This window comes from Streptosporangium sandarakinum (assembly GCF_013409935.1).
Taxonomy (GTDB): Bacteria; Actinomycetota; Actinomycetes; order Streptosporangiales; family Streptosporangiaceae; genus Streptosporangium; species Streptosporangium nondiastaticum.
Map to the genome: position 1 here is coordinate 1,071,442 of NZ_JACCCO010000003.1, position 19,354 is coordinate 1,090,795.

A 19,354-nucleotide genomic window follows, 5' to 3' on the forward strand; every position below is an offset into this window, starting at 1 on the left:
TCCGCCATGACGATCGACGCCTTCATCGACGCGCTGCCCAAGGCCGAACTGCACGTCCACCTCGTCGGCTCCGCGTCGGTGCCCACCGTGCTGGAGCTGTCGCGCCGCCACCCCGGCGGCCGGGTGCCCACCACCGAGAAGGAGTTGCGGGAGTTCTACCGGTTCCGGGACTTCGGGCACTTCGCCGAGGTGTACGAGGCGGTCAACGCCCTGGTGCGCGAGCCCGAGGACGTGGCCGCCCTCGTGACCGGCCTCGCCCGGGACCTCGCCGCGCAGAACGCCCGCTACGTCGAGCTGACGGTCACCCCCTACTCCCACCACATCGTGGGCATGCCGATGCGGGAGGTCACCGAGGCGCTGGACCTGGCCGCCCGCGCCGCCCTCGACGACCACGGCGTCCGCGTCGCCTACGTCTTCGACATCCCCGGCGAGTGCGGGGCCGAGGGCGCCCGCGTCACACTGGACCACGCGCTGGGCGAACCTCCCCAGGCACTGGTAGGTTTCGGCCTCGGTGGAACCGAGCACGCGCGCCCCATGCACCGCGAGGCGTTCCGCGACGCCTTCCGCGCCGCCGTCGCCGCCGGGCTGCACAGCGTCCCGCACGCGGGGGAGATGACCGGCCCCGAGAGCGTCTGGGAGGCCGTCGAGGGGCTGCGCGCCGAGCGGATCGGCCACGGCATCGGCTGCCTGGGCGACCCCCGCCTGGTCGCCCACCTGCGCGAGGCCCGCATCCCGCTGGAGGTCTGCCCCACCTCCAACCTCCGCACCGGCCAGATATCCGACCTGAGGGAACACCCGCTGCCCCGCATGCTCGGCGAGGGCCTGTTCGTCACCCTCAACAGCGACGACCCGCCCATGTTCGCCACCACCCTCCGCGGCGAGTACCGGGCCGCCGCCGAGGTCCTCGGCCTCGACCGGGAGGCGCTCGCCGGGCTGGCCCGCAACGCCGTCGTCGCCTCCTACCTCGACCCGGCCGGCAAGCAGGCCCTCCTCACCGAGATCGACGCCGTGACCGCCGCCCGGACCGGTTCGCCGTACCTCGATGAGGACGACGAGGAGGTGGTTCTCGCGGAAGGACTAGAAGCGTCACACCAAGGTGCTTCGCGATAGCGGAGTGGAAGGGGGAGACGCCTCGGCCCCGTGCCCGGCCGGACGGTTCGCGCGCCCGGCCGGGGGAGGCGGCCGAAAGGGGAGGCGGGTCAGGGGGAGGAGATGCGGCTCAGGGAGGAGGGGATCTTGGAGGCGGCGGCGCGGTCCAGCAGGAACAGCGTCCGCTGCCGGCCCCGGGCCCCGGCCGCCGGGACCTGCATCGGCCCCGACTCCGACAGGGCCAGCCGTACGGCTCCCGCCTTGTCCTCACCGGCGACGACCACCCACACCTCGCGGGAGTTCCGGATGACCGGCAGGGTCAGCGAGACGCGGACGGGCGGCGGCTTGGGGGAGCCGTGCACCGCCACCACGGGCCGCTCGTCGTACAGCGCCGGCATTCCGGGGAACAGCGAGGCCACATGACCGTCGGGGCCCATGCCCAGCATCATGACGTCGAACGACGGCGCCGGCCCGTGGTCCTCCGGGCGGGCGGCGCGGCGCAGCTCCTCGGCGTAGGCCTCGGCCGACTCCTCGACGGTCATCCCCGAGTCGGGGCCGCGCATCGGGTGGACGCGGGCCGGGTCGACGTCGACGTGGTCGAGCAGGGCCCGCCGGGCGCCGGTCTCGTTGCGCTCGGGGTCGCCGTCGGGCAGGAAGCGCTCGTCGCCCCACCAGACGTCCAGGTTGCGCCAGTCGACGGCGTCGCGGGCCGGACTGGCGGCGATCTCGGCCAGCGTCGCGGTGCCGACCGTGCCGCCGGTCAGCACCAGGGACGCCGACCCCTTGGCCGACTGGGCGTCGACGGTACGGGTGATCACCCTCGCGGCGACGGCCTTGGCGAGCATGTCGGCGTCACGATGGACGATCACGGTGGGAACGCTCACGGAACCTCTCATTTCACATCGAAGTCAGTACGGCGGGCGATGAGGACGTGCGACAGCAGGTTCCCACCGAAGGGCCCGTGACGCGAAAGCGCCCCGCGACGTGCCGCGGGGCGCTTTCGCACGGAACCGGGCCCGGCGCGGAACACCCCCGCGCGGGAACCGGCCGGCCGCGGGCGCCCGGGAACGCCGGGCGCCCGCCGCGTCAGGACTCCGGGCCGCCGTGGGCGATCCGCCGGACCGCCGCCTCGTAGATCTCGTCGGGATCCAGCCGGCGCAGCTCCTCGGCCAGCAGCTCCGACAGCGGGCGGCGGGTCAGCGCGACCTGCCGGTCCGGCTGGCCGGGCCGCTGCAGGGTGGCCACCCGGGCGTCCTCGCGCAGGACGGCGATCTCCCCGCCGGGGGTCTCCAGCCGGACCGCGGTCAGGCCGGGACCCTGGGAGTCGGCCACCCTGATCGGGACGCCGAGGCGCTCGCCGAGCCAGGCCGCCAGCAGCGGGGCGCTGGCGTGCCGGGACGCCGCCTCGACCGTGCCGCCGGTGACCTTGCTGACCTGCTGGTCGAACGCGGCGGCCAGCAGGCTCCGCCACGACGTCAGCCGGGTCCAGGCGAGGTCGGTGTCACCCGGGAGGTAGCCCTCGGCGCGGGAGGTGATCGCCGCGACCGGGTCGGGCGCGGCGTGCGCGTCGACGATGCGGCGCTGGGCCAGCACCCCGATGGGGTCCTTGGACGGCGACTCCGGGCAGTGGCCCGGCCACCACGCCACCACCGGGGTGTCGGTGAGCAGCAGGGGGCTGACCACCGAGTCGGCGTGCCGGGTCAGCTCGCCGTACAGGCGCAGCAGGATCACCTCGCCGGGGGTGGACTCCCCGAGCCGGATCTCGGCGTCGAGCCGGTTGGGCTCGGACGCGTCGCGGGCGATGACGACCAGTATCCGGGAGGGGTGCTCCCGGGCCGCGTCGGTCGCCGCGCGGACCGCGTCGTACTGGTTGCTCTCGTCGCAGACGACCACCAGGGTCAGCACCATGCCGAGCGCGGGCGTGCCCATCTGGTGCCGCAGCTGGGTGAGCTGGGCGGAGATCTTCGACGCGGTCGTGCCGCTGAGCATGAAGTTCGCCATCTACAGCCTCCTCCACGCGCGACCGTCACGGGCCATCATCTCGTCGGCCGACGCCGGGCCCCACGTCCCGGAGGGGTACTCCTCCGGCGGACCCTGCGACGCCCAGAACTCCTCGATCGGGTCGAGGATCTTCCACGACAGCTCGACCTCGCGCTGGTGCGGGAAGAGCGGCGGGTCGCCGATCAGCACGTCCAGCAGCAGCCGCTCGTAGGCCTCGGGGGAGGACTCCATGAACGACTCGCCGTAGGCGAAGTCCATCGAGACGTCCCGGACCTCCATGGCCGTGCCCGGCACCTTGGAACCGAACCGCACCGTGATGCCCTCGTCCGGCTGGACCCTGATGACCAGGGCGTTCTGCCCCAGGATCTCGGTCTCGTCCTTGCTGAACGGCAGGTGCGGCGCGCGCTGGAACACCACGGCGACCTCCGTCACCCGGCGGCTCAGCCGCTTGCCGGTGCGCAGGTAGAACGGCACGCCCGCCCAGCGGCGGTTGGCGATCTCCAGCTTGACGGCGGCGTAGGTCTCCGTCGTGGAGCCCGGCGGGATGCCGGTCTCGTCGGTGTAGCCGACGACCGGCTCGCCGCCCTGCCAGCCGGAGGCGTAGCGGCCGCGCGCGGTGCCCAGGGTCAGGTCCTGCGGCAGCCGTACGGCCTTGAGGACCTTCTCCTTCTCGCGGCGCAGCGCGTCGGCGTCGAAGGACGTGGGGTCCTCCATGCCCACCAGCGCCAGCAGCTGGAGCAGGTGGTTCTGGATGACGTCGCGGGCCGCGCCGATGCCGTCGTAGTAGCCCGCCCGGCCGCCGATGCCGATGTCCTCGGCCATCGTGATCTGGACGTGGTCGACGTAACCGCGGTTCCAGATCGGCTCGAACAGGTTGTTGGCGAAGCGCAGCGCCAGGATGTTCTGGACGGTCTCCTTGCCGAGGTAGTGGTCGATGCGGAACACCGAGCTCTCGGGGAAGACCGCGCTGGTGACGGCGTTCAGCTCCCGGGCGCTCTTCAGGTCGTGCCCGAACGGCTTCTCGATCACCACCCGCCGCCACGACCCGGGGGGCCCGTCGGCGAGGTTCGTCCGCTTGAGCTGCTCGATCACGACCGGGAAGAACTTCGGCGGCACCGACAGGTAGAAACCGTAGTTGCCGCCGGTGCCCCGGGTCTCGTCGATCTCCTTGAGCATCATGGCCAGCGCGTCGAACGCGCCGTCGTCGGTGAACTCGCCGGGGCAGAAGAAGATGCCCTCCGACAGCTGCTTCCAGACCTCCTCGCGGAACGGCGTGCGGGCGTGCTCCTTGACGGCGTCGTGGGCCAGCCGCGCGAAGTCCTGGTCCTCCCAGTCGCGCCGGGCGAACCCGACCAGCGAGAAGCCCGGCGGCAGCAGCCCCCGGTTCGCCAGGTCGTAGATCGCCGGCAGCAGCTTCTTGCGCGCCAGGTCGCCGGTCACGCCGAACAGCACCAGCACGCACGGCCCGGCCACCCGCGGCAGGCGCTTGTCGCGCGGGTCGCGCAGCGGGTTGGCCGCCACCACCGCGTCGGTGGTGCCCGCGGTGGCCCCCGCCGAGGCGACGGCCACCGAGTCGGAGGTGTGCAGGTCCTCGGTACGGCGGTCGTCGTCCTTCGGTGTCTCGGCGCGCGGCTCGGCGGGCGTGACCTGCCCGTCGCCCGTGCCGTCGGGAACGGCCGCCTCGGCGGCCTTCCCCGCTTTCTGCTTGCTCATTCAGACCTCCCGCGCTGCCTCGAGCAGGCGTGCGACCCCGGCGGCCCGGTCGGTCAGGTGCAGCCGCACCACGGGCCGGCCGCGGTCGGCCAGCGCGCCCAGGTCGCCCAGGGCCTGCGCGAGCTGGAGCCTGCCCAGGGTGTACGGCTTGCCCGGCACCTCGACGTCGGCCTCGTTCGCCCCGGTGAGCTGGAGGAAGACGCCGTTCTGCGGGCCGCCCTTGTGGTACTGGCCGGTGGAGTGCAGGAACCGGGGACCCCAGCCGAAGGTCACCGGCCGGTCGGTGCGGACGGCCAGCAGCCCGCGCAGCGTGGCCGGGTCGGCCGCGCTCCAGGCGTCGGTCATCTCCTCGAACGAGGCGCCCTCGGCGTGCGGGGCGTCGAACGCGGCCTCCCGGTCGAGGTAGGCCATGACCGCGAGGTAGCCCCGCTCGGGGATGGCCTCCAGCAGCCGGGTGAGCACCTCCGGCAGGTCCTTGGGAGCCGAGCTGCCGGGCACCTCGCCGTAGACCTCCACCGGGCCGTCCACCAGGACCGGCGTGCCGACCGGCGGTTCGGCGCGGTCGAGGATCTTGGCGGTGTTCTCCTTCGACTCGGCCACGTTCGGCTGGTTGAAGGGGTCGATGCCGAGGACGCGGCCGGCGACGGCCGTGGCGTACTCCCAGATCAGGAACTGCGCGCCCAGCGGGCCGCTGACGGTCACGTCGCCGCCGGACTCGATCCCGGCGACCAGCTCGTCGTCGGTGTCGTCGGGGTCGGCGCCGACGACCGGCAGGATGCCCCGGCCCTGCTTGCCGGTGGACTCGGCGATCAGCTGCTCGATCCAGTCGGGCAGGCCGTTGATCTCCGCGAGGCTGTCCTCCAGGACGAGCTTGTCGCGTCCGGCGGCCGCGGCCGCGCCCAGGGCGGCGCCGAGCGTCAGGCCCGGGTTGCCCTCGGCCTGGGCGAGCAGCGGGCGCACGGCCTCGGCGTCGTCGAGGAGCTTCTCGATGTCGGCCCCGGCCAGCGCGCTGGGCACCAGGCCGAACGCCGACAGGGCGCTGTAGCGGCCGCCGACGTTGGGGTCGGCCAGGATGACCGGGTAGCCCGCCTCGATGGCGGCCTGCTCCAGCGGCGATCCCGGGTCGGTGACCACGATGATCCGCTCGGCGGGGTCGATGCCCGCCTCGCGGAACGCCTGCTCGTAGATCCTGCGGTGGCTGTCGGTCTCGACGGTGCCGCCGCTCTTGCTGGCCACCACCACGATCGTGCGCTCCAGCCGGTCGGCCAGCGCGCGGCGCACCTGGCCGGGGTCGGTGGTGTCGAGCACGGTCAGCGGGACGTCCGCGGTGGTCGTGATGACCTCGGGCGCCAGCGAGGAGCCGCCCATGCCGGCCAGGACCACGTGGTCCAGGCCCTGGGCGCGGGCCCGCTCGACCAGCTTGCCGATCTCCGGCAGCAGCTCCCTGCTGTTCCGCGGCAGGTCGAGCCAGCCGAGGCGGACGGCCGCCTCGGCCTGCGCGTCCGGGCCCCACAGGCCGGGGTCGCCGTTCGACAGCGCCTCGTGGAAGCCCGCGGCGACGAGGTCCTTGACGGCCTCGGCGGCCTGCTCGGCCAGCCGCTCGTTGCCGATCGTCACGGATGCCGTCATGTGCCTCACGCCTTCCGCAGCTCGGACTCGACCGTGGCCAGGAGTTCCTTCCAGGACGCCTCGAACTTGTCCACGCCCTCCCGCTCCAGCACGGCGACCACGTCGTCATAGTCGACGCCGGCCTCCTTGAGCGCCGCCATGGTGTTCCAGGCGTCCTCGTAGAGGGGGCGGATCGTGTCGCCCTCGATCCGGCCGTGGTCGGCCGCGGCGTCGAGGGTCTTCTCCGGCATCGTGTTGACCGTGCCGGACGTGACCAGCTGGTCGACGTAGAGGGTGTCGGGGTAGCTGGGGTCCTTGGTGCCGGTGGAGGCCCACAGCGGGCGCTGCGGGCGGGCGCCGGCCTCCTTCAGGGCCTGCCAGCGCGGGGAGTTGACCACGTCCTCGTAGGCGGCGAAGGCCAGGCGGGCGTTGGCGATCGCCGCCTTGCCCTTGAGGGCCTTGGCCTCGGGCGTGCCGATCTTCTCCAGCCGCTTGTCGATCTCGGTGTCGACCCGGCTGACGAAGAAGGAGGCCACCGAGTCGATGCCCGAGAGGTCCAGGCCCTTCTCCTTGGCCTGCTCCAGGCCGGTCAGCCAGGCGTCCATCACCGCGCGGTAGCGCTCCAGGGAGAAGATCAGCGTGACGTTGACGCTGATGCCCTCAGACAGGGCCTTGGTGATCGCGGGGAGCCCCTCGACCGTGGCCGGAATCTTGATCATCGTGTTGGGGCGGTCGACCAGCCACCACAGGGCGCGCGCCTCGGCGATCGTCTTGGCCGTGTCCTTGGCCAGGCGCGGGTCCACCTCGATGGAGACCCGGCCGTCCACGCCGTCGGTGGCGTCGAAGACCGGCCGCAGCACGTCGGCGGCCCAGCGGATGTCGTAGGTGGTGATCGCGCGCACCGCCTCCTCCAGGTCCACCCCCCGCACGGCGAGGTCGCGGATCTGGGCGTCGTAGGCGTCGCCCTTGCTCAGCGCCGAGGCGAAGATCGTCGGGTTGGAGGTGACGCCGACCACGTGCTTCTCGCGGATGAGCCCCTTCAGGTTGCCGGTGCGCAGCCGCTCGCGGCTGATGTCGTCCAGCCAGATGGACACGCCCTGGTCGGAGAGCTTCTTCAGGATCTCGCTCATGATCAGTTTCCCGTCGTCTCGCCCTTGTCGGCCCCGGTCCGGGCGAGGCTCGCCTTGGCGGCGGCGGCCACGCGCTCGGCGGTCAGGCCGAACTGCTCGTACAGGGTCTTGTAGGGGGCCGAGGCACCGAAGTGCTCCAGTCCCACGACTTCCCCTTCATCTCCCACGAACTGCCGCCAGCCCAGCGTGATTCCCGCCTCCACCGCGACGCGGGCGCGGACCGACGGGGGCAGCACCAGCTGCTTGTAGGCGGTGTCCTGCTCCTGGAACCACTCGACGCACGGCATGGACACCACGCGGGCCGGGATGCCCTCCTCCTCCAGCAGCTTCCGGGCGCCGACGGCCAGCTCGACCTCCGAGCCGGTGGCGATGAGGATCACCGCGGGCTGGCCGGTGGAGGCCTCCTCCAGCACGTAGGCGCCCTTGGCGACCTTGTCGTGGTCGCGGGTGCCCTCGTAGACCGGGAGGTTCTGCCGGGTCAGCGCGAGACCGGCCGGGCGGTCGGTGTGCTCCAGCACGGCGCGCCAGGCGGCGGCCGTCTCGTTGGCGTCGGCCGGGCGGACGATGTCCAGGCCCGGGATGCCGCGCAGCGCCCACAGCTGCTCGATCGGCTGGTGGGTGGGGCCGTCCTCGCCCAGGCCGATGGAGTCGTGCGTCCACACGTAGGTGACCGGCAGCTTCATCAGCGCGGCGAGCCGTACCGAGGGCCGCATGTAGTCGCTGAAGACCAGGAACGTGCCACCGTAGGGGCGGGTGCCGCCGTGCAGCGCGATGCCGTTGAGGATCGCCCCCATGCCGTGCTCGCGGATGCCGAAGTGCAGCGTCCGGCCGTAGCGGCTGCCGGGGAACTCCTTGGTCTGGTACTCCTCGGGGATGAAGGACGGCTCGCCCTTCATCGTGGTGTTGTTGGACTCGGCGAGGTCGGCCGAGCCGCCCCACAGCTCCGGCAGGACCGGCGCGAGGCTGTTGAGCACCTCGCCGGAGGCCTTGCGGGTGGCGACGGACGCGCCGGGCTCGAACGTCGGCAGCGCCTCGGTCCAGCCGGCCGGCAGCCGCCGGTGGCTGATCCGGTCGAACTCCGCCGCCCGCTCGGGGTTGGCCTCCCGCCAGCTCGTGTAGGCCTTCTCCCACTCCTGGCGGGCCGCCCGGCCGCGCTCGACGACCTTGCGGGTGTGCTCCAGCACCTCCGCGGGGACGTCGAAGCTCTTCTCCGGGTCCATCCCCATGATCTGCTTGGTGGCGGAGATCTCCGCGGCGCCCAGGGCCGACCCGTGGGCCTTGCCGGTGTTCTGCTTGTTGGGCGCGGGCCAGCCGATGATGGTGCGCAGGCGGATGAACGACGGCCTGCCGGTCTCGGCGCGGGCGGCCTCCAGGGCCTGGTTCAGCGCCTCGACGTTCTCGCTGTACTCGCCGTCGCCGGTCCAGTCGACGGTCTGGACGTGCCAGCCGTAGGCCTCGTAACGCTTGGCGATGTCCTCGCTCAGCGCGATCTGGGTGTCGTCCTCGATCGAGATGTGGTTGCTGTCGAAGACGACGACGAGGTTGCCCAGCTTCTGGTGGGCGGCGATGGCGCTGACCTCGTGGCTGACGCCCTCCTCGATGTCCCCCTCGGAGGCGATGCACCAGATCATGTGGTCGAACGGGCTGGTGCCCTCGGGGGCGTCGGGGTCGAACAGGCCCCGCTCGCGGCGGGCGGCCATGGCCATGCCCACGGCGTTGCCGATGCCCTGGCCCAGCGGGCCGGTGGTGGTCTCCACGCCGGCGGTGTGGCCGTACTCGGGGTGACCCGGGGTGAGGCTGTTCCACTGCCGCAGCGACTTCAGGTCGTCGAGGCTCAGGCCGTAGCCCGACAGGAAGAGCTGGATGTACAGGGTGAGGCTGGAGTGACCGGCCGAGAGGACGAACCGGTCGCGCCCCACCCACGTCGGGTCGGAGGGGTCGTGCCGCATCGCCTTCTGGAACAGGAGGTAGGCGGCGGGGGCCAGGCTCATGGCGGTGCCGGGGTGGCCCGACCCCGCTTTCTCTACCGCGTCCATCGCCAGAGCCCGTACGACGTCGACCGCCCTGCGGTCGAGGTCGTTCCATTCAAGGGTTGGCACGAGTTCGCTGCTCAAGTGCTCGATCTCCGGATCTAGTCGTGTGATGGTGGCGCCGGTTTGGCTTTTCCCGCCCACACCGGACCCTAACGGGTCGGCCTCCTCAGCGTCGCGCAGGCCGATCGGCGGCGGCTCCGCCGGGCGTTCACCAGCGCGGACGACTCCCGGGGGACTCCCCGCGGCCGTCCGCTCACGCCGCTTTCCGCACCCTGTGCCGGGACCGCCCCTCTCAGCAACTACAGTTGAGACCTCAAGGCTGGCTGGTGCCCGCATTCACGGATCCGCTCTAATCAGAGGTTACGCGTTGACCCCGCACGTGCTGGAAGCGCCTTAGATGGTGCTGACCGACAAGCAACCGACGACGGCCCCGCTTCGCGCGGGCGCGGCGGCGTCCGCCGCTCCGCGCTCGTTCGGCGCCGTCGTGAAGGCATACGTCGCCCTCACCAAGCCGCGGATCATCGAACTGCTGCTGATCACGACGCTGCCGGTGATGTTCATGGCCGCGCGGGGCCTTCCCCCGCTGTGGACGGCCGTCTCGACCCTGGTCTTCGGCACCCTGTCGGCGGGCAGCGCCAACGCGCTGAACTGCTACATCGACCGCGACATCGACGCGGCGATGCGCCGCACCCGACGCCGGCCGCTGGCCCGCGAGCAGGTCCCGCCGCGTAACGCGCTGGTCTTCGGCGTCGTTCTCGGCATCCTGTCCACTCTTGGCCTGGGCTTTGCGGTGAATTGGCTCGCGGCGGGTCTCTCCCTGGCCGCGAACCTGTTCTACGTGTTCGTCTACTCGATGCTCCTGAAGCGCCGCACCCCGCAGAACGTCGTCTGGGGCGGCATCGCCGGCTGCATGCCGGTGCTGATCGGCTGGGCGGGCATCACCGGCGACGTCGGCTGGGCCCCCGTGGTTCTGTTCGGGGTGGTGTTCTTCTGGACGCCCCCGCACACCTGGACCCTCGCCATGCGCTACCGGGAGGACTACGCCGCGGCGAACGTCCCGATGCTGCCGGTGGTCGCCACCGAGCGCCGCGTGGTGCTGGAGAGCCTGGCCTACACCTGGGCCACGGTGCTGTGCTCGCTGCTGCTGTGGCCGGTGGCCCACACCACCCTGCTCTACCCCGCCGTGGCGGCCGTCCTCGGCGGCGCCTGCCTGTGGGAGGTCTACCGCCTCCTCGGCCGGGTCAAGGCCGGCAAGACCGGGGTGGACCTGCGCCCGATGCGCTTCTTCCACTGGTCCAACGCCTACCTGGCGCTGCTCTTCCTCACCGTCGCCATCGACTCGATGCTCGTCTGATCCGGCCCGCCCGCGCCGGGCCGTTCGGGGCGGGACCGTACGGGGCCGGGGCGGGGGCCGCCTCCGGGTGACCGTACGGAGCCGGGGAGATGACCGCTCGCGGCCAGGGCGGCCCCCGGAGGGGGCGGGATTGGGACACCTCGTGGTTGTTCCGTTACGGTTGCCACATGGCGAGCCGTGACCCCCGGTGGGTGCTGAGGGACCGCCCGTCCGTCGCGCTGATCTCCGGGCTCGTCGTGACCGGGCTGTGCGCGCTGGCGTCGTTCTCCTTCGACGTGCTCAACGGCGACCCGGTGTACTTCTTCATCGCGCTCGCCCTGGCCCTGGCGCCCGTGCCGGTGCTGCTGGCGGCCGTGCTGGCGCTGGACCGCATGGAGCCCGAGCCGCGCAGCAACCTCGTCTTCGCCTTCGCCTGGGGCGCGGGCGTGGCGGTGCTGGTCGCCGGCCTGATCAACTCCTTCAACCTGCTCTACATCGAGAACGCCGCCCAGCTGGGCCCGGGCGCGGCCCGCGCCGTCGCGGCCACCTTCGGTGCGCCGGTGGTCGAGGAGACGATGAAGGGCCTGGTGCTGCTGGGCCTGCTGCGGTTCCGCCGGGCCGAGCTGGACGGGCCCACCGACGGCGTCATCTACGCGAGCATGGTCGGCCTGGGCTTCGCGATGAGCGAGAACGTCAGCTACTACATCGCCGCCCTGTCGGAGGCCGGCGCGCACGGCCTTGCGGTGACGGTCGTGCTGCGGGGCGTGCTGTCGCCGTTCGCCCACCCGCTGTTCACCTCGATGATCGGCGTCGCGGTGGCCTACGCCGCGCTGCGCCGCGGTCCGGGCAGGACCTGGGTGGTCCTGGCGGGCTGGGCCGGGGCGATGCTGTTGCACGGCATCTGGAACGGTTTCACCACCTACGCCGGCATCACCGGCCTGGCCGTGGCCTACCTGCTGCTGATGGTCGTGCTGGTGGTGCTCATCGTGATCGTCTTCCGCGACCGCAAGCGCATCGTCGGCCTGATCCAGACCTACCTGCCCGCCTACCAGCCGACCGGCCTGGTGGGCCCGTACGACGTCTTCATGCTGTCGTCGCTGCCGGCCCGCCGCGAGGCGCGCGACTGGGCCAGGAACCACGGCGGCCGGGCCGGGCTGCGGGCGATGAGCGACTTCCAGCTCGCCGCGACCGAGCTGGGGCTGCTGCACGAGCGGGCCCGGCGCGGCGTGATCGACGAGCGGACGTTCGACGAGGAACAGCAGGCGCTGCTGCGGTGCATCGCCGGCGCCCGCGCGTCCTTCCCGGCGCCCGCGCGGACGTCCCCGCCCGGCCGCTGAGCCGTCCGTACGGGGCCCGCCGGGCGGCCGGTCGCCCACCCGGCCGCCGGGCCGTCCGTACGGACGGCCCGGGCAGGAACCCCCGTCCCTTTCAAGCTCGCTCAGGGCGCGCCGGCGGCCCGGAGCGCGGCGTCCAGGGTCGTCTCGCGCGGCCCGGGGAAGACGGGGGAGGAGCGCAGCGCCGCGTCCAGCATGGCCTTGGCCGAGGCGCCGAACTCGCGGACGGCGTAGGCATAGGTGGTGGAGGCCCACCGCCGCGAGGAGTCGTCGCCGACGCCGAAGGTCGAAAGCCCCGCCGCCCGGCACAGCGCGACGGCCCGGGGCAGGTGGAAGACCTGGCTCACCACGGTCACCCGGGTGGCCCCGAAGACCTCGCGGGCCCGCACGCACGAGTCCCAGGTGTCGAAGCCGGCGTGGTCGAGGACGAGCGCGCGGTCGGGGACGCCGCGGGCGAGGAGGTAGTCGCGCATCACGGTCGGCTCGTCGTAGCCGGGGCGGCCGTTGTCGCCCGACAGCAGGATCGCCCGGACCCTGCCCGCCCGGTACAGCTCGGCGGAGACGTCCAGGCGGCGGGCGAGCATGGGGGTGGGGGTCCGGCCGTTGACCCTGGCGCCCAGCACCAGCGCCACCGGCGCCCGCGGGACCTCCGACAGCCAGCCGGGGGAGGTGTCGGCGACCGTCCGGTGCCCGGAGCTGACCAGCCACGCCCAGGTCATCGGGGCGAGCGCCAGCATGCTCAGCAGGACGGCGGCCAGGTAGGAACGCCGGAGGAGTCTGCGGGAAGGCTGCATACGCCCATTGTCCCGGTGCGTGCGCCGACTGTCCCGATCATGCCGGGATATGGCCGGTCCGCCCCGGTCCGGCGGTGGTCTCCGTCACGGCCCCCGTCACGCGGGGATGTGGCCGGACCGCTCTGGTCCCCGGCCGCGGTCTTCGTCACGGCCCCCGGTCACGCCGGGACGGGGTCGAGCCTCTCCCGCTCGGCGGAGGGGACGGCGAGCGCGGGCCTGGCTCGCAGCGCGTACACCGCGCGCAGCGTGAAGATCCACACCAGCGTCGCGCCGAGCACGTGCACGCCGACCAGTACGGCGGGCACGGCCAGGAAGTACTGGACGTATCCCACGACCCCCTGGGCCAGCTCCACGCCCAGCAGCACCAGCGCCGCGCGCCGCGCGTGGGCCGGGGCGCCGCTCACCCGCAGGGTGAGCAGCAGGGCGAGGGTGAGCCCGAGGACGATGTAGACGACGTCGGCGTGCAGCCGGACCACCGCCTGGATGTCGAACGGGAACCGGGTGGCGATCTCGTCGCCGGAGTGGGGACCGGTGCCGGTCACCACGACGCCCACCACCAGCAGCACCGCCACCGCGGCGACCAGTACGTGGCCGAGGATCCGGATGTCACGGTGGACCAGCGACTCGGGGGCGCCGTCGCCCTCCCCGGCGCGGACGTAGAGGGCGACGCAGGCGGCGAGCAGGGCGATGGAGAGCAGGAAGTGAACGCTCACCGTGACCGGGTTGAGCGCGCTGCGCACGACGAGGCCGCCCCAGACGGACTGCGCGACCACGCCGGCCGGCTGCGCCAGCGCCAGGCCGATGAGGACCCGGCGGCGGGGCGCGAGCCGGGCCGCGGCGATCAGGCAGCCCAGGCCGGCGGCCAGGACCAGGAAGGCCAGCAGCCGGTTGCCGAACTCGACGGCCATGTTGGCGGCCGAGATGCCGGAGTGGGCGGTCGGCAGCAGACTCTCGGGGGTGCACCGGGGCCAGGTCGGGCAGCCGAGGCCCGACTTGGTGACCCGCACGGCCGCGCCGGTCACGGTGATGCCGGCGTTGGCCACCACCGCGGCCAGCGCCCAGCGGCGCATGGTGGCGGTCGTGGGCGACCACATGGACAGCCACAGGTCCGCGGCACGGCGACGAGCCTGGTCGAAAAGGTGGTTCACGGCTCACATGCTAGGCGGCGCGGTGGATGGTCCCGCCTTCGCCCCCGGGCCGCCGGAGGCCGGGGCGGCGGGGTGGAAGCCGAGGGGAGCCGGACCGGAGGCCGCGCGATGCCGGGGCGGCCATGGGGTGGAATCGGGACGTGAAGGCATTGATCGCCCTTGAGGTATGTGACATAGTACCGGCGAGCCGGGCGAGGAAACGAGGTGGGTCGTGCCGGATGTCGTCGTGATCGGCGCCGGGGTGGTGGGCGCCGCCTGCGCCCATTACGCGGCGCGGGCCGGACTCGACGTGGTCGTGCTCGACCGCGGGCCGGTGGCCGGCGGCACGACCGGCGCCGGGGAGGGCAACGTGCTGGTCTCCGACAAGGAGCCCGGCCCCGAGCTCGACCTGGCCGTGCTGTCCGCCGGGCTGTGGCGCGAGCTGGCCGGGCTCGGCGGGTTCGAGTACGAGCCCAAGGGCGGCCTGGTCGTCGCCGAGGACGACGAGGTGCTGGCCGCCCTCACCGCGCTGGCCGCGGGGCAGGGCGTCGAGCACACCGTGGTCGACGCCGGGCGGCTCACCGACTACGAGCCCCACCTGGCCCCGGGCTTCGCCGGGGGCGTGTTCTACCCCCAGGACGCCCAGGTCCAGCCCATGCTGGCCGCGGCCACGCTGCTCCGGGAGGGCGGCCGGGGCGCCGGGCGCGGCACGCTGAGCCTGCGCACCGGCGTCACGGTCACCGGGTTCCTCCGCGACGGCGAGCGCGTCACCGGCGTGCGGACCGACCGCGGCGACATCCCCGCCGGGGCCGTCGTCAACGCCGCCGGGACCTGGGGCGGCGAGGTCGCCGCGCTGGCCGGGGTACACCTGCCGATCCTGCCGCGGCGCGGGTTCATCCTGGTCACCGAGCCGCTGGACGAGCCGCTCGTGCTGCACAAGGTCTACACCGCCGCCTACGTCACCAACGTCGCCAGCGACTCGGCGGGCCTGGAGACCTCGGCCGTGGTCGAGGGCACCCCCTCCGGGCCGGTCCTCATCGGCGCCAGCCGCGAGCGGGTCGGCTTCGACCGCACGGTCTCGATCCCGGTCCTGGAACGGCTCGCCCGCCAGGCCGTCGAACTGTTCCCCGCGCTGGCCGCGCGCCGGGTGATCCGCGCCTACTGCGGGTTCCGCCCCTACTGCCCCGACCACCTCCCGGTGATCGGCGAGGACCCCAGGGCCCCGGGGCTGTACCACGCCTGCGGCCACGAGGGCGCCGGCATCGGCCTGGCCCCGGCCACCGGGCACCTGATCGCCCAGGCCCTGACCGGCGCCCGGCCCGGCCTGGACCTGGACCCCTTCCGCCCGGACCGCTTCGACCCGGACCGTTCCGGCACCGGCACACCCGCCAAGGAGGGCTGATGCGGCCACCGTACGAGCTCGTGGGGGCGCGTCCCGACCCCGCGTTCGAGATCAGCGTGGACGGCAGGCCCGTCCCCGTCGTCCCCGGCCAGAGCGTCGGCGCCGCGCTGCACGCCGCGGGCGTCCGCTCCTGGCGCTCCACCCGGTTCGGGGGCCGCCCCCGGGGGCTGTTCTGCGGAATCGGGGTCTGCTTCGACTGCCTGGTCACCGTCAACGACGTCCCCGCCCTGCGGGCCTGCGTGACCGAGGCCCGTCCGGGCGACCGGGTCCGCACGTCCGCGGCGGACTCCGGTCCGGAGGTGAGCGGCCGGTGACGCGCGTGTACGACCTGGCCGTCATCGGCGCGGGGCCCGCCGGGGTCGCCGGCGCGCTGGAGGCGTCCCTCGCCGGGCTGGACGTCGTGGTGATCGACGCCGCGCCCCGGCCCGGCGGGCAGTACCACCGCCACCTGCCCGACTCCTTCCACGCCCTGCGCCCCGGGGCGCTGCACCACGGCCTGGAGCGGTTCATGCGGCAGTGGGAGGCGCTGCGGTCGCGCGCCGAGATTCTGCTCGGCCACCGCGTCTGGGCGGTCGAGCGGACCGGCGGGGACGCGGCGGGAGGTACGGCGGGCGCCACGGTGACCGTGCGGTGCCTGGCCGGGGACCGCGAGGAGCGGCCCCGCGCGGTCCGCGCCCGCGCCCTGCTGATCGCCACCGGCGCGCACGACCGGCCGCTGCCGTTCCCCGGCTGGGACCTGCCCGGCGTGCTCACCGCGGGCGGGGCCCAGGCGCTGCTCAAGGGCTCCCTGGTCGTGGCGGGCCGCAGGGTCGTGGTCTCCGGGACGGGCCCCTTCCTGCTGCCGGTCGCCGCCGGGCTGGCCAGGGCCGGCGCCGACGTGCGCGGCGTCTACGAGGCGGGCGGCCGGTTCGGCCTGGCCCGGCACCCGCTGCTCGCCGCGGGCAAGGCCGCCGAGGCCGCCGGCTACGCCGCCGTCCTGGCCCGCCACCGGGTGCCCTACCGAGGCCGCCACGCGGTCGTCGCCGCGCACGGCGAGGACACGCTGACCCACGTCACCGTGGCCCGGCTCGACGCGGACTGGCGGCCGGTCGCGACGAGGACGGTCGAGTGCGACACCCTCGCCTGCGGCTACGGGTTCGTCCCCCAGCTGGAGCTGCCCGTCCAGCTCGGCTGCGCGACCCGCCGCGACGCCGACGGCACCCCCGTCGTCGCGGTGGACGCGGGCCGGCGCACCAGCGTGCCCGGCGTCTACGCGGCGGGGGAGACCACCGGCGTCGGCGGCGCGGAGCTGGCCGAGGCCGAGGGCCGCCTGGCCGGCCGTACCGTCGCCGCCGACCGGGGCCTCCGCGTCCCGCCGCTGCCCGCCCTGGCGCGGCGCGTGGACCGGCTCGCGGCCTTCGCGCGGGCGCTGCACGAGGCCTACCCGGTACGGCCCGGCTGGCGCGACTGGCTGCGCGACGACACCCTGGTCTGCCGTTGCGAGGAGGTGCCGCTGTCGGCCGTGCGCGAGGCGCGCCGCCTGGGCGCCACCGACGCGCGCTCCGTCAAGCTTCTGGCCCGGCCCGGTATGGGCTGGTGCCAGGGCCGCATGTGCGGCTACGCCGTGGCGTGCCTGGCGGGCGAGGACCCCGCCGCGCCGCGGCGCCCGATCGCCCAGCCCGTCCGGCTCGGCGACCTCGCCGGCCTGGAACACCCCCTTCGGAAGGATGACCGTGATGACCCGTGAGAAGCCCTGGCGCGGAGTGATGGTGGCCACCGCGCTGCCGCTCGGCGGCGACGACCTGGCGCCCGACTTCGCCCGCTACGCCGAGCACTGCCGCTGGCTGGTCGACGGCGGCTGTGACGGCGTGGTGCCGAACGGATCGCTGGGCGAGTACCAGACGCTGACCGCCGAGGAGCGGGCCAGGGTCGTGGAGACCGCGGTCGAGGCGGTCGGCGGCGACCGCGTCATGCCCGGCATCGCCGCCTACGGCGCCCTGGAGGCGCGCCGCTGGGCCGAGCAGGCCCGCGACGCCGGCTGCGGGGCGGTCATGCTGCTGCCGCCCAACGCCTACCGGGCCGACGAGCGGGCGGTGTTCGAGCACTACCGCGAGGTCGCCAGGGCGGGCGTGCCGATCGTGGCCTACAACAACCCCCTCGACACCAAGGTGGACCTCACCCCCCGGCTGCTGGCCCGGCTCCACGAGGAGGGGCTGATCGTGGGCGTCAAGGAGTTCACCGGAGACGTGCGCCGGGCCTACGAGCTGGCCGAGCTGGCCCCCGGCCTGGACCTGCTGGTCGGCTCCGACGACGTGCTGGTGGAGCTGCTGCTGGCCGGCGCGGTCGGCTGGGTGGCCGGCTACCCCAACGCGCTGCCCCACTCGTGCGCGGCCCTGTACGCCGCGGCCGCGGCCGGTGACCTGGCCACCGCGCTGCCGTTGTACCGTTCGCTGCACCCGCTGCTGCGCTGGGACTCCAAGACCGAGTTCGTCCAGGCCATCAAGCTGTCCATGGACCTGGCCGGCCGGCCGGGCGGCCCCTGCCGCCCGCCGCGCACGCCGCTGGCCCCCGAGCAGGAGGCCGCGGTGCGCGCGGTGACCGAGAAGGTCCTGGCGGAGGGCCTGCGCTAGCGGGTCCCGAGCGTCCGCCCGACGCCCCGAGGGGGAACCGAACGCCTCCGAGGGGGAATACGAGCGTCCCCGAGGGAGAGCTGAGCGCCTCCGAGGGGAAACCGAACGCCCCCGAGGGAGGACCCAGCGTCCCCGAGGGGAACACGAACGTCCCCGAGGAGGGGGAGATGAGAACGAAACGGGTCTTCCACGCGGTGGACTCCCACACCGAGGGCATGCCCACCCGGGTCGTCACCGGGGGAGTGGGGGTCATCCCCGGGGCCACCATGGCCGAGCGCCGCGAGCACTTCCTGGCCGAGATGGACCACGTCAGGACCCTGCTGATGTACGAGCCGCGCGGCCACTCGGCCATGAGCGGGGCCATCCTGCAACCGCCCACCCGGCCCGACGCCGACTACGGCGTGCTCTACATCGAGGTCTCCGGCTGCCTGCCGATGTGCGGCCACGGGACCATCGGCGTGGCGACCGTGCTGGTGGAGACGGGGATGGTCGAGGTCGTCGAGCCGGTCACCACCATCCGGCTCGACACCCCCGCCGGGCTGGTCGTCGCCGAGGTGCGCGTCGAGGACGGCGCCGCCGTCGCGGTCACCATCGTCAACGTGCCCTCCTTCAGCGTCGGCCTGGACAGGGTGGTCGAGGTGCCCGGCCTGGGCGAGGTCCGCTACGACCTGGCCTACGGCGGCAACTTCTACGCGATCGTGCCGATCGAGTCGGTCGGCCTGCCGTTCGACCGCGCCGCCAAGGACCGCATCCTCGGCGCGGGGCTGGCGATCATGAAGGCGGTCAACGAGGAGGACGAGCCGGTCCACCCGCTGGACGACGGCATCCGGGGCTGCCACCATGTGCACTTCACCGCCCCCGGCTCCGACGCCCGCCGCTCGCGGCACGCGATGGCCATCCACCCCGGCTGGTTCGACCGCTCGCCGTGCGGCACCGGCACGAGCGCCCGGATGGCGCAGCTGCACGCCAGGGGCGAGCTGGGCCTGGACATCGACTTCGTCAACGAGTCGTTCATCGGCACCCGGTTCGTCGGGCGGCTCGTCGCGGAGACGGAGGTGGCGGGCCGGCCCGCGGTGGTCCCGGCCATCACCGGGCGGGCGTGGGTCACCGGGACCGCGCAGTACTTCCTCGACCCGCGCGACCCGTTCCCCGCGGGCTTCCTGCTCTGACCCGGCCTGCCC

Annotated in this window: 16 protein-coding genes; 8 read left to right on the forward strand and 8 right to left on the reverse strand. The window is 73.7% G+C overall.

Features of this window, described 5'->3' with window-relative positions; translation table 11 throughout:
- Positions 1-6: 6 nt before the first annotated feature.
- Positions 7-1,110 (forward strand): adenosine deaminase, encoded by a 1,104-nt coding sequence (add, locus tag HDA43_RS31135; protein ID WP_179827952.1) that lies wholly within the window; start codon positions 7-9, stop codon positions 1,108-1,110.
- A gap of 89 nt (positions 1,111-1,199) precedes the next feature.
- Here add and pgl read toward each other — a convergent pair whose 3' ends face one another.
- The 6 genes from pgl to tkt form a co-directional block, all read right to left on the reverse strand.
- On the reverse strand, positions 1,200-1,973 hold the full coding sequence (gene pgl, locus HDA43_RS31140) for a 6-phosphogluconolactonase (protein WP_179827953.1): 774 nt from the start codon (positions 1,971-1,973) through the stop codon (positions 1,200-1,202).
- Between the two features lie 202 nt (positions 1,974-2,175).
- On the reverse strand, positions 2,176-3,090 hold the full coding sequence (locus HDA43_RS31145; RefSeq protein WP_179827955.1) for a glucose-6-phosphate dehydrogenase assembly protein OpcA: 915 nt from the start codon (positions 3,088-3,090) through the stop codon (positions 2,176-2,178).
- Positions 3,091-4,803 (reverse strand): glucose-6-phosphate dehydrogenase, encoded by a 1,713-nt coding sequence (gene zwf / locus HDA43_RS31150; RefSeq protein WP_246424764.1) that lies wholly within the window; start codon positions 4,801-4,803, stop codon positions 3,091-3,093.
- A complete protein-coding gene (locus tag HDA43_RS31155; protein WP_179827957.1) occupies positions 4,804-6,432 on the reverse strand; it encodes a phosphoglucose isomerase-related protein in 1,629 nt (542 codons plus the stop codon). It abuts the gene before it with no gap.
- A 5-nt stretch (positions 6,433-6,437) separates the two neighbouring features.
- The gene (tal, locus tag HDA43_RS31160; RefSeq protein ID WP_179827959.1) at positions 6,438-7,541 is read right to left on the reverse strand and encodes a transaldolase; all 1,104 of its coding nucleotides are present in this window, start codon (positions 7,539-7,541) and stop codon (positions 6,438-6,440) included.
- Positions 7,542-7,543: 2 nt separating this feature from the next.
- On the reverse strand, positions 7,544-9,577 hold the full coding sequence (tkt, locus tag HDA43_RS31165; protein WP_246424914.1) for a transketolase: 2,034 nt from the start codon (positions 9,575-9,577) through the stop codon (positions 7,544-7,546).
- A gap of 394 nt (positions 9,578-9,971) precedes the next feature.
- Between tkt and HDA43_RS31170 the strand changes: the two genes are divergently transcribed.
- Entirely contained in the window at positions 9,972-10,928 is a 957-nt protein-coding gene (locus HDA43_RS31170) for a heme o synthase (protein WP_179827962.1), read from the forward strand.
- A gap of 167 nt (positions 10,929-11,095) precedes the next feature.
- Positions 11,096-12,244 (forward strand): PrsW family intramembrane metalloprotease, encoded by a 1,149-nt coding sequence (locus HDA43_RS31175; RefSeq protein ID WP_179827964.1) that lies wholly within the window; start codon positions 11,096-11,098, stop codon positions 12,242-12,244.
- Between the two features lie 101 nt (positions 12,245-12,345).
- On the opposite strand, the gene HDA43_RS31180 is transcribed toward HDA43_RS31175, so the two are convergent.
- Together HDA43_RS31180 and HDA43_RS31185 are read right to left on the reverse strand one after the other, a co-directional pair.
- The gene (locus tag HDA43_RS31180) at positions 12,346-13,035 is read right to left on the reverse strand and encodes a SanA/YdcF family protein (protein WP_179827966.1); all 690 of its coding nucleotides are present in this window, start codon (positions 13,033-13,035) and stop codon (positions 12,346-12,348) included.
- 158 nt (positions 13,036-13,193) lie between these two features.
- Positions 13,194-14,183, reverse strand: a complete 990-nt coding sequence (locus tag HDA43_RS31185) for a COX15/CtaA family protein (RefSeq protein ID WP_312873629.1) — start codon at positions 14,181-14,183, stop codon at positions 13,194-13,196.
- Positions 14,184-14,394: 211 nt separating this feature from the next.
- On the opposite strand from HDA43_RS31185, the gene HDA43_RS31190 reads away from it, so the two are divergent.
- From HDA43_RS31190 to HDA43_RS31210, 5 genes are all read left to right on the forward strand, one after another.
- On the forward strand, positions 14,395-15,564 hold the full coding sequence (locus HDA43_RS31190) for an NAD(P)/FAD-dependent oxidoreductase (RefSeq protein WP_179827968.1): 1,170 nt from the start codon (positions 14,395-14,397) through the stop codon (positions 15,562-15,564).
- Positions 15,564-15,878, forward strand: coding sequence for a (2Fe-2S)-binding protein (locus HDA43_RS31195; RefSeq protein ID WP_179827970.1), 315 nt, complete (start codon positions 15,564-15,566; stop codon positions 15,876-15,878). The genes HDA43_RS31190 and HDA43_RS31195 overlap by 1 nt, the downstream gene beginning before the upstream one ends.
- Positions 15,875-17,290 carry an NAD(P)/FAD-dependent oxidoreductase gene (locus HDA43_RS31200; protein ID WP_179827972.1) on the forward strand — a complete coding sequence of 472 codons (1,416 nt, stop codon included), beginning with the start codon at positions 15,875-15,877 and terminating at the stop codon, positions 17,288-17,290. The genes HDA43_RS31195 and HDA43_RS31200 overlap by 4 nt, the downstream gene beginning before the upstream one ends.
- On the forward strand, positions 17,280-18,173 hold the full coding sequence (locus HDA43_RS31205) for a dihydrodipicolinate synthase family protein (protein WP_179827974.1): 894 nt from the start codon (positions 17,280-17,282) through the stop codon (positions 18,171-18,173). The genes HDA43_RS31200 and HDA43_RS31205 overlap by 11 nt, the downstream gene beginning before the upstream one ends.
- 167 nt (positions 18,174-18,340) lie before the next feature.
- Positions 18,341-19,342: a proline racemase family protein gene (locus tag HDA43_RS31210; protein ID WP_179827976.1), complete on the forward strand. Its 1,002-nt coding sequence runs from the start codon at positions 18,341-18,343 to the stop codon at positions 19,340-19,342.
- Positions 19,343-19,354: the final 12 nt, after the last annotated feature.

Bases quoted from the DNA above. Each gene is read 5' to 3' on its own strand.
- add (WP_179827952.1), top strand. From the start codon at position 7: ATGACGATCGACGCCTTCATCGACGCGCTGCCCAAGGCCGAACTGCAC.
- HDA43_RS31145 (WP_179827955.1), bottom strand. From the start codon at position 3,090: ATGGCGAACTTCATGCTCAGCGGCACGACCGCGTCGAAGATCTCCGCC.
- zwf (WP_246424764.1), bottom strand. From the start codon at position 4,803: ATGAGCAAGCAGAAAGCGGGGAAGGCCGCCGAGGCGGCCGTTCCCGAC.
- HDA43_RS31155 (WP_179827957.1), bottom strand. From the start codon at position 6,432: ATGACGGCATCCGTGACGATCGGCAACGAGCGGCTGGCCGAGCAGGCC.
- tal (WP_179827959.1), bottom strand. From the start codon at position 7,541: ATGAGCGAGATCCTGAAGAAGCTCTCCGACCAGGGCGTGTCCATCTGG.
- tkt (WP_246424914.1), bottom strand. From the start codon at position 9,577: ATGGACGCGGTAGAGAAAGCGGGGTCGGGCCACCCCGGCACCGCCATG.
- HDA43_RS31170 (WP_179827962.1), top strand. From the start codon at position 9,972: ATGGTGCTGACCGACAAGCAACCGACGACGGCCCCGCTTCGCGCGGGC.
- HDA43_RS31175 (WP_179827964.1), top strand. From the start codon at position 11,096: ATGGCGAGCCGTGACCCCCGGTGGGTGCTGAGGGACCGCCCGTCCGTC.
- HDA43_RS31180 (WP_179827966.1), bottom strand. From the start codon at position 13,035: ATGCAGCCTTCCCGCAGACTCCTCCGGCGTTCCTACCTGGCCGCCGTC.
- HDA43_RS31195 (WP_179827970.1), top strand. From the start codon at position 15,564: ATGCGGCCACCGTACGAGCTCGTGGGGGCGCGTCCCGACCCCGCGTTC.
- HDA43_RS31205 (WP_179827974.1), top strand. From the start codon at position 17,280: ATGACCCGTGAGAAGCCCTGGCGCGGAGTGATGGTGGCCACCGCGCTG.
- HDA43_RS31210 (WP_179827976.1), top strand. From the start codon at position 18,341: ATGAGAACGAAACGGGTCTTCCACGCGGTGGACTCCCACACCGAGGGC.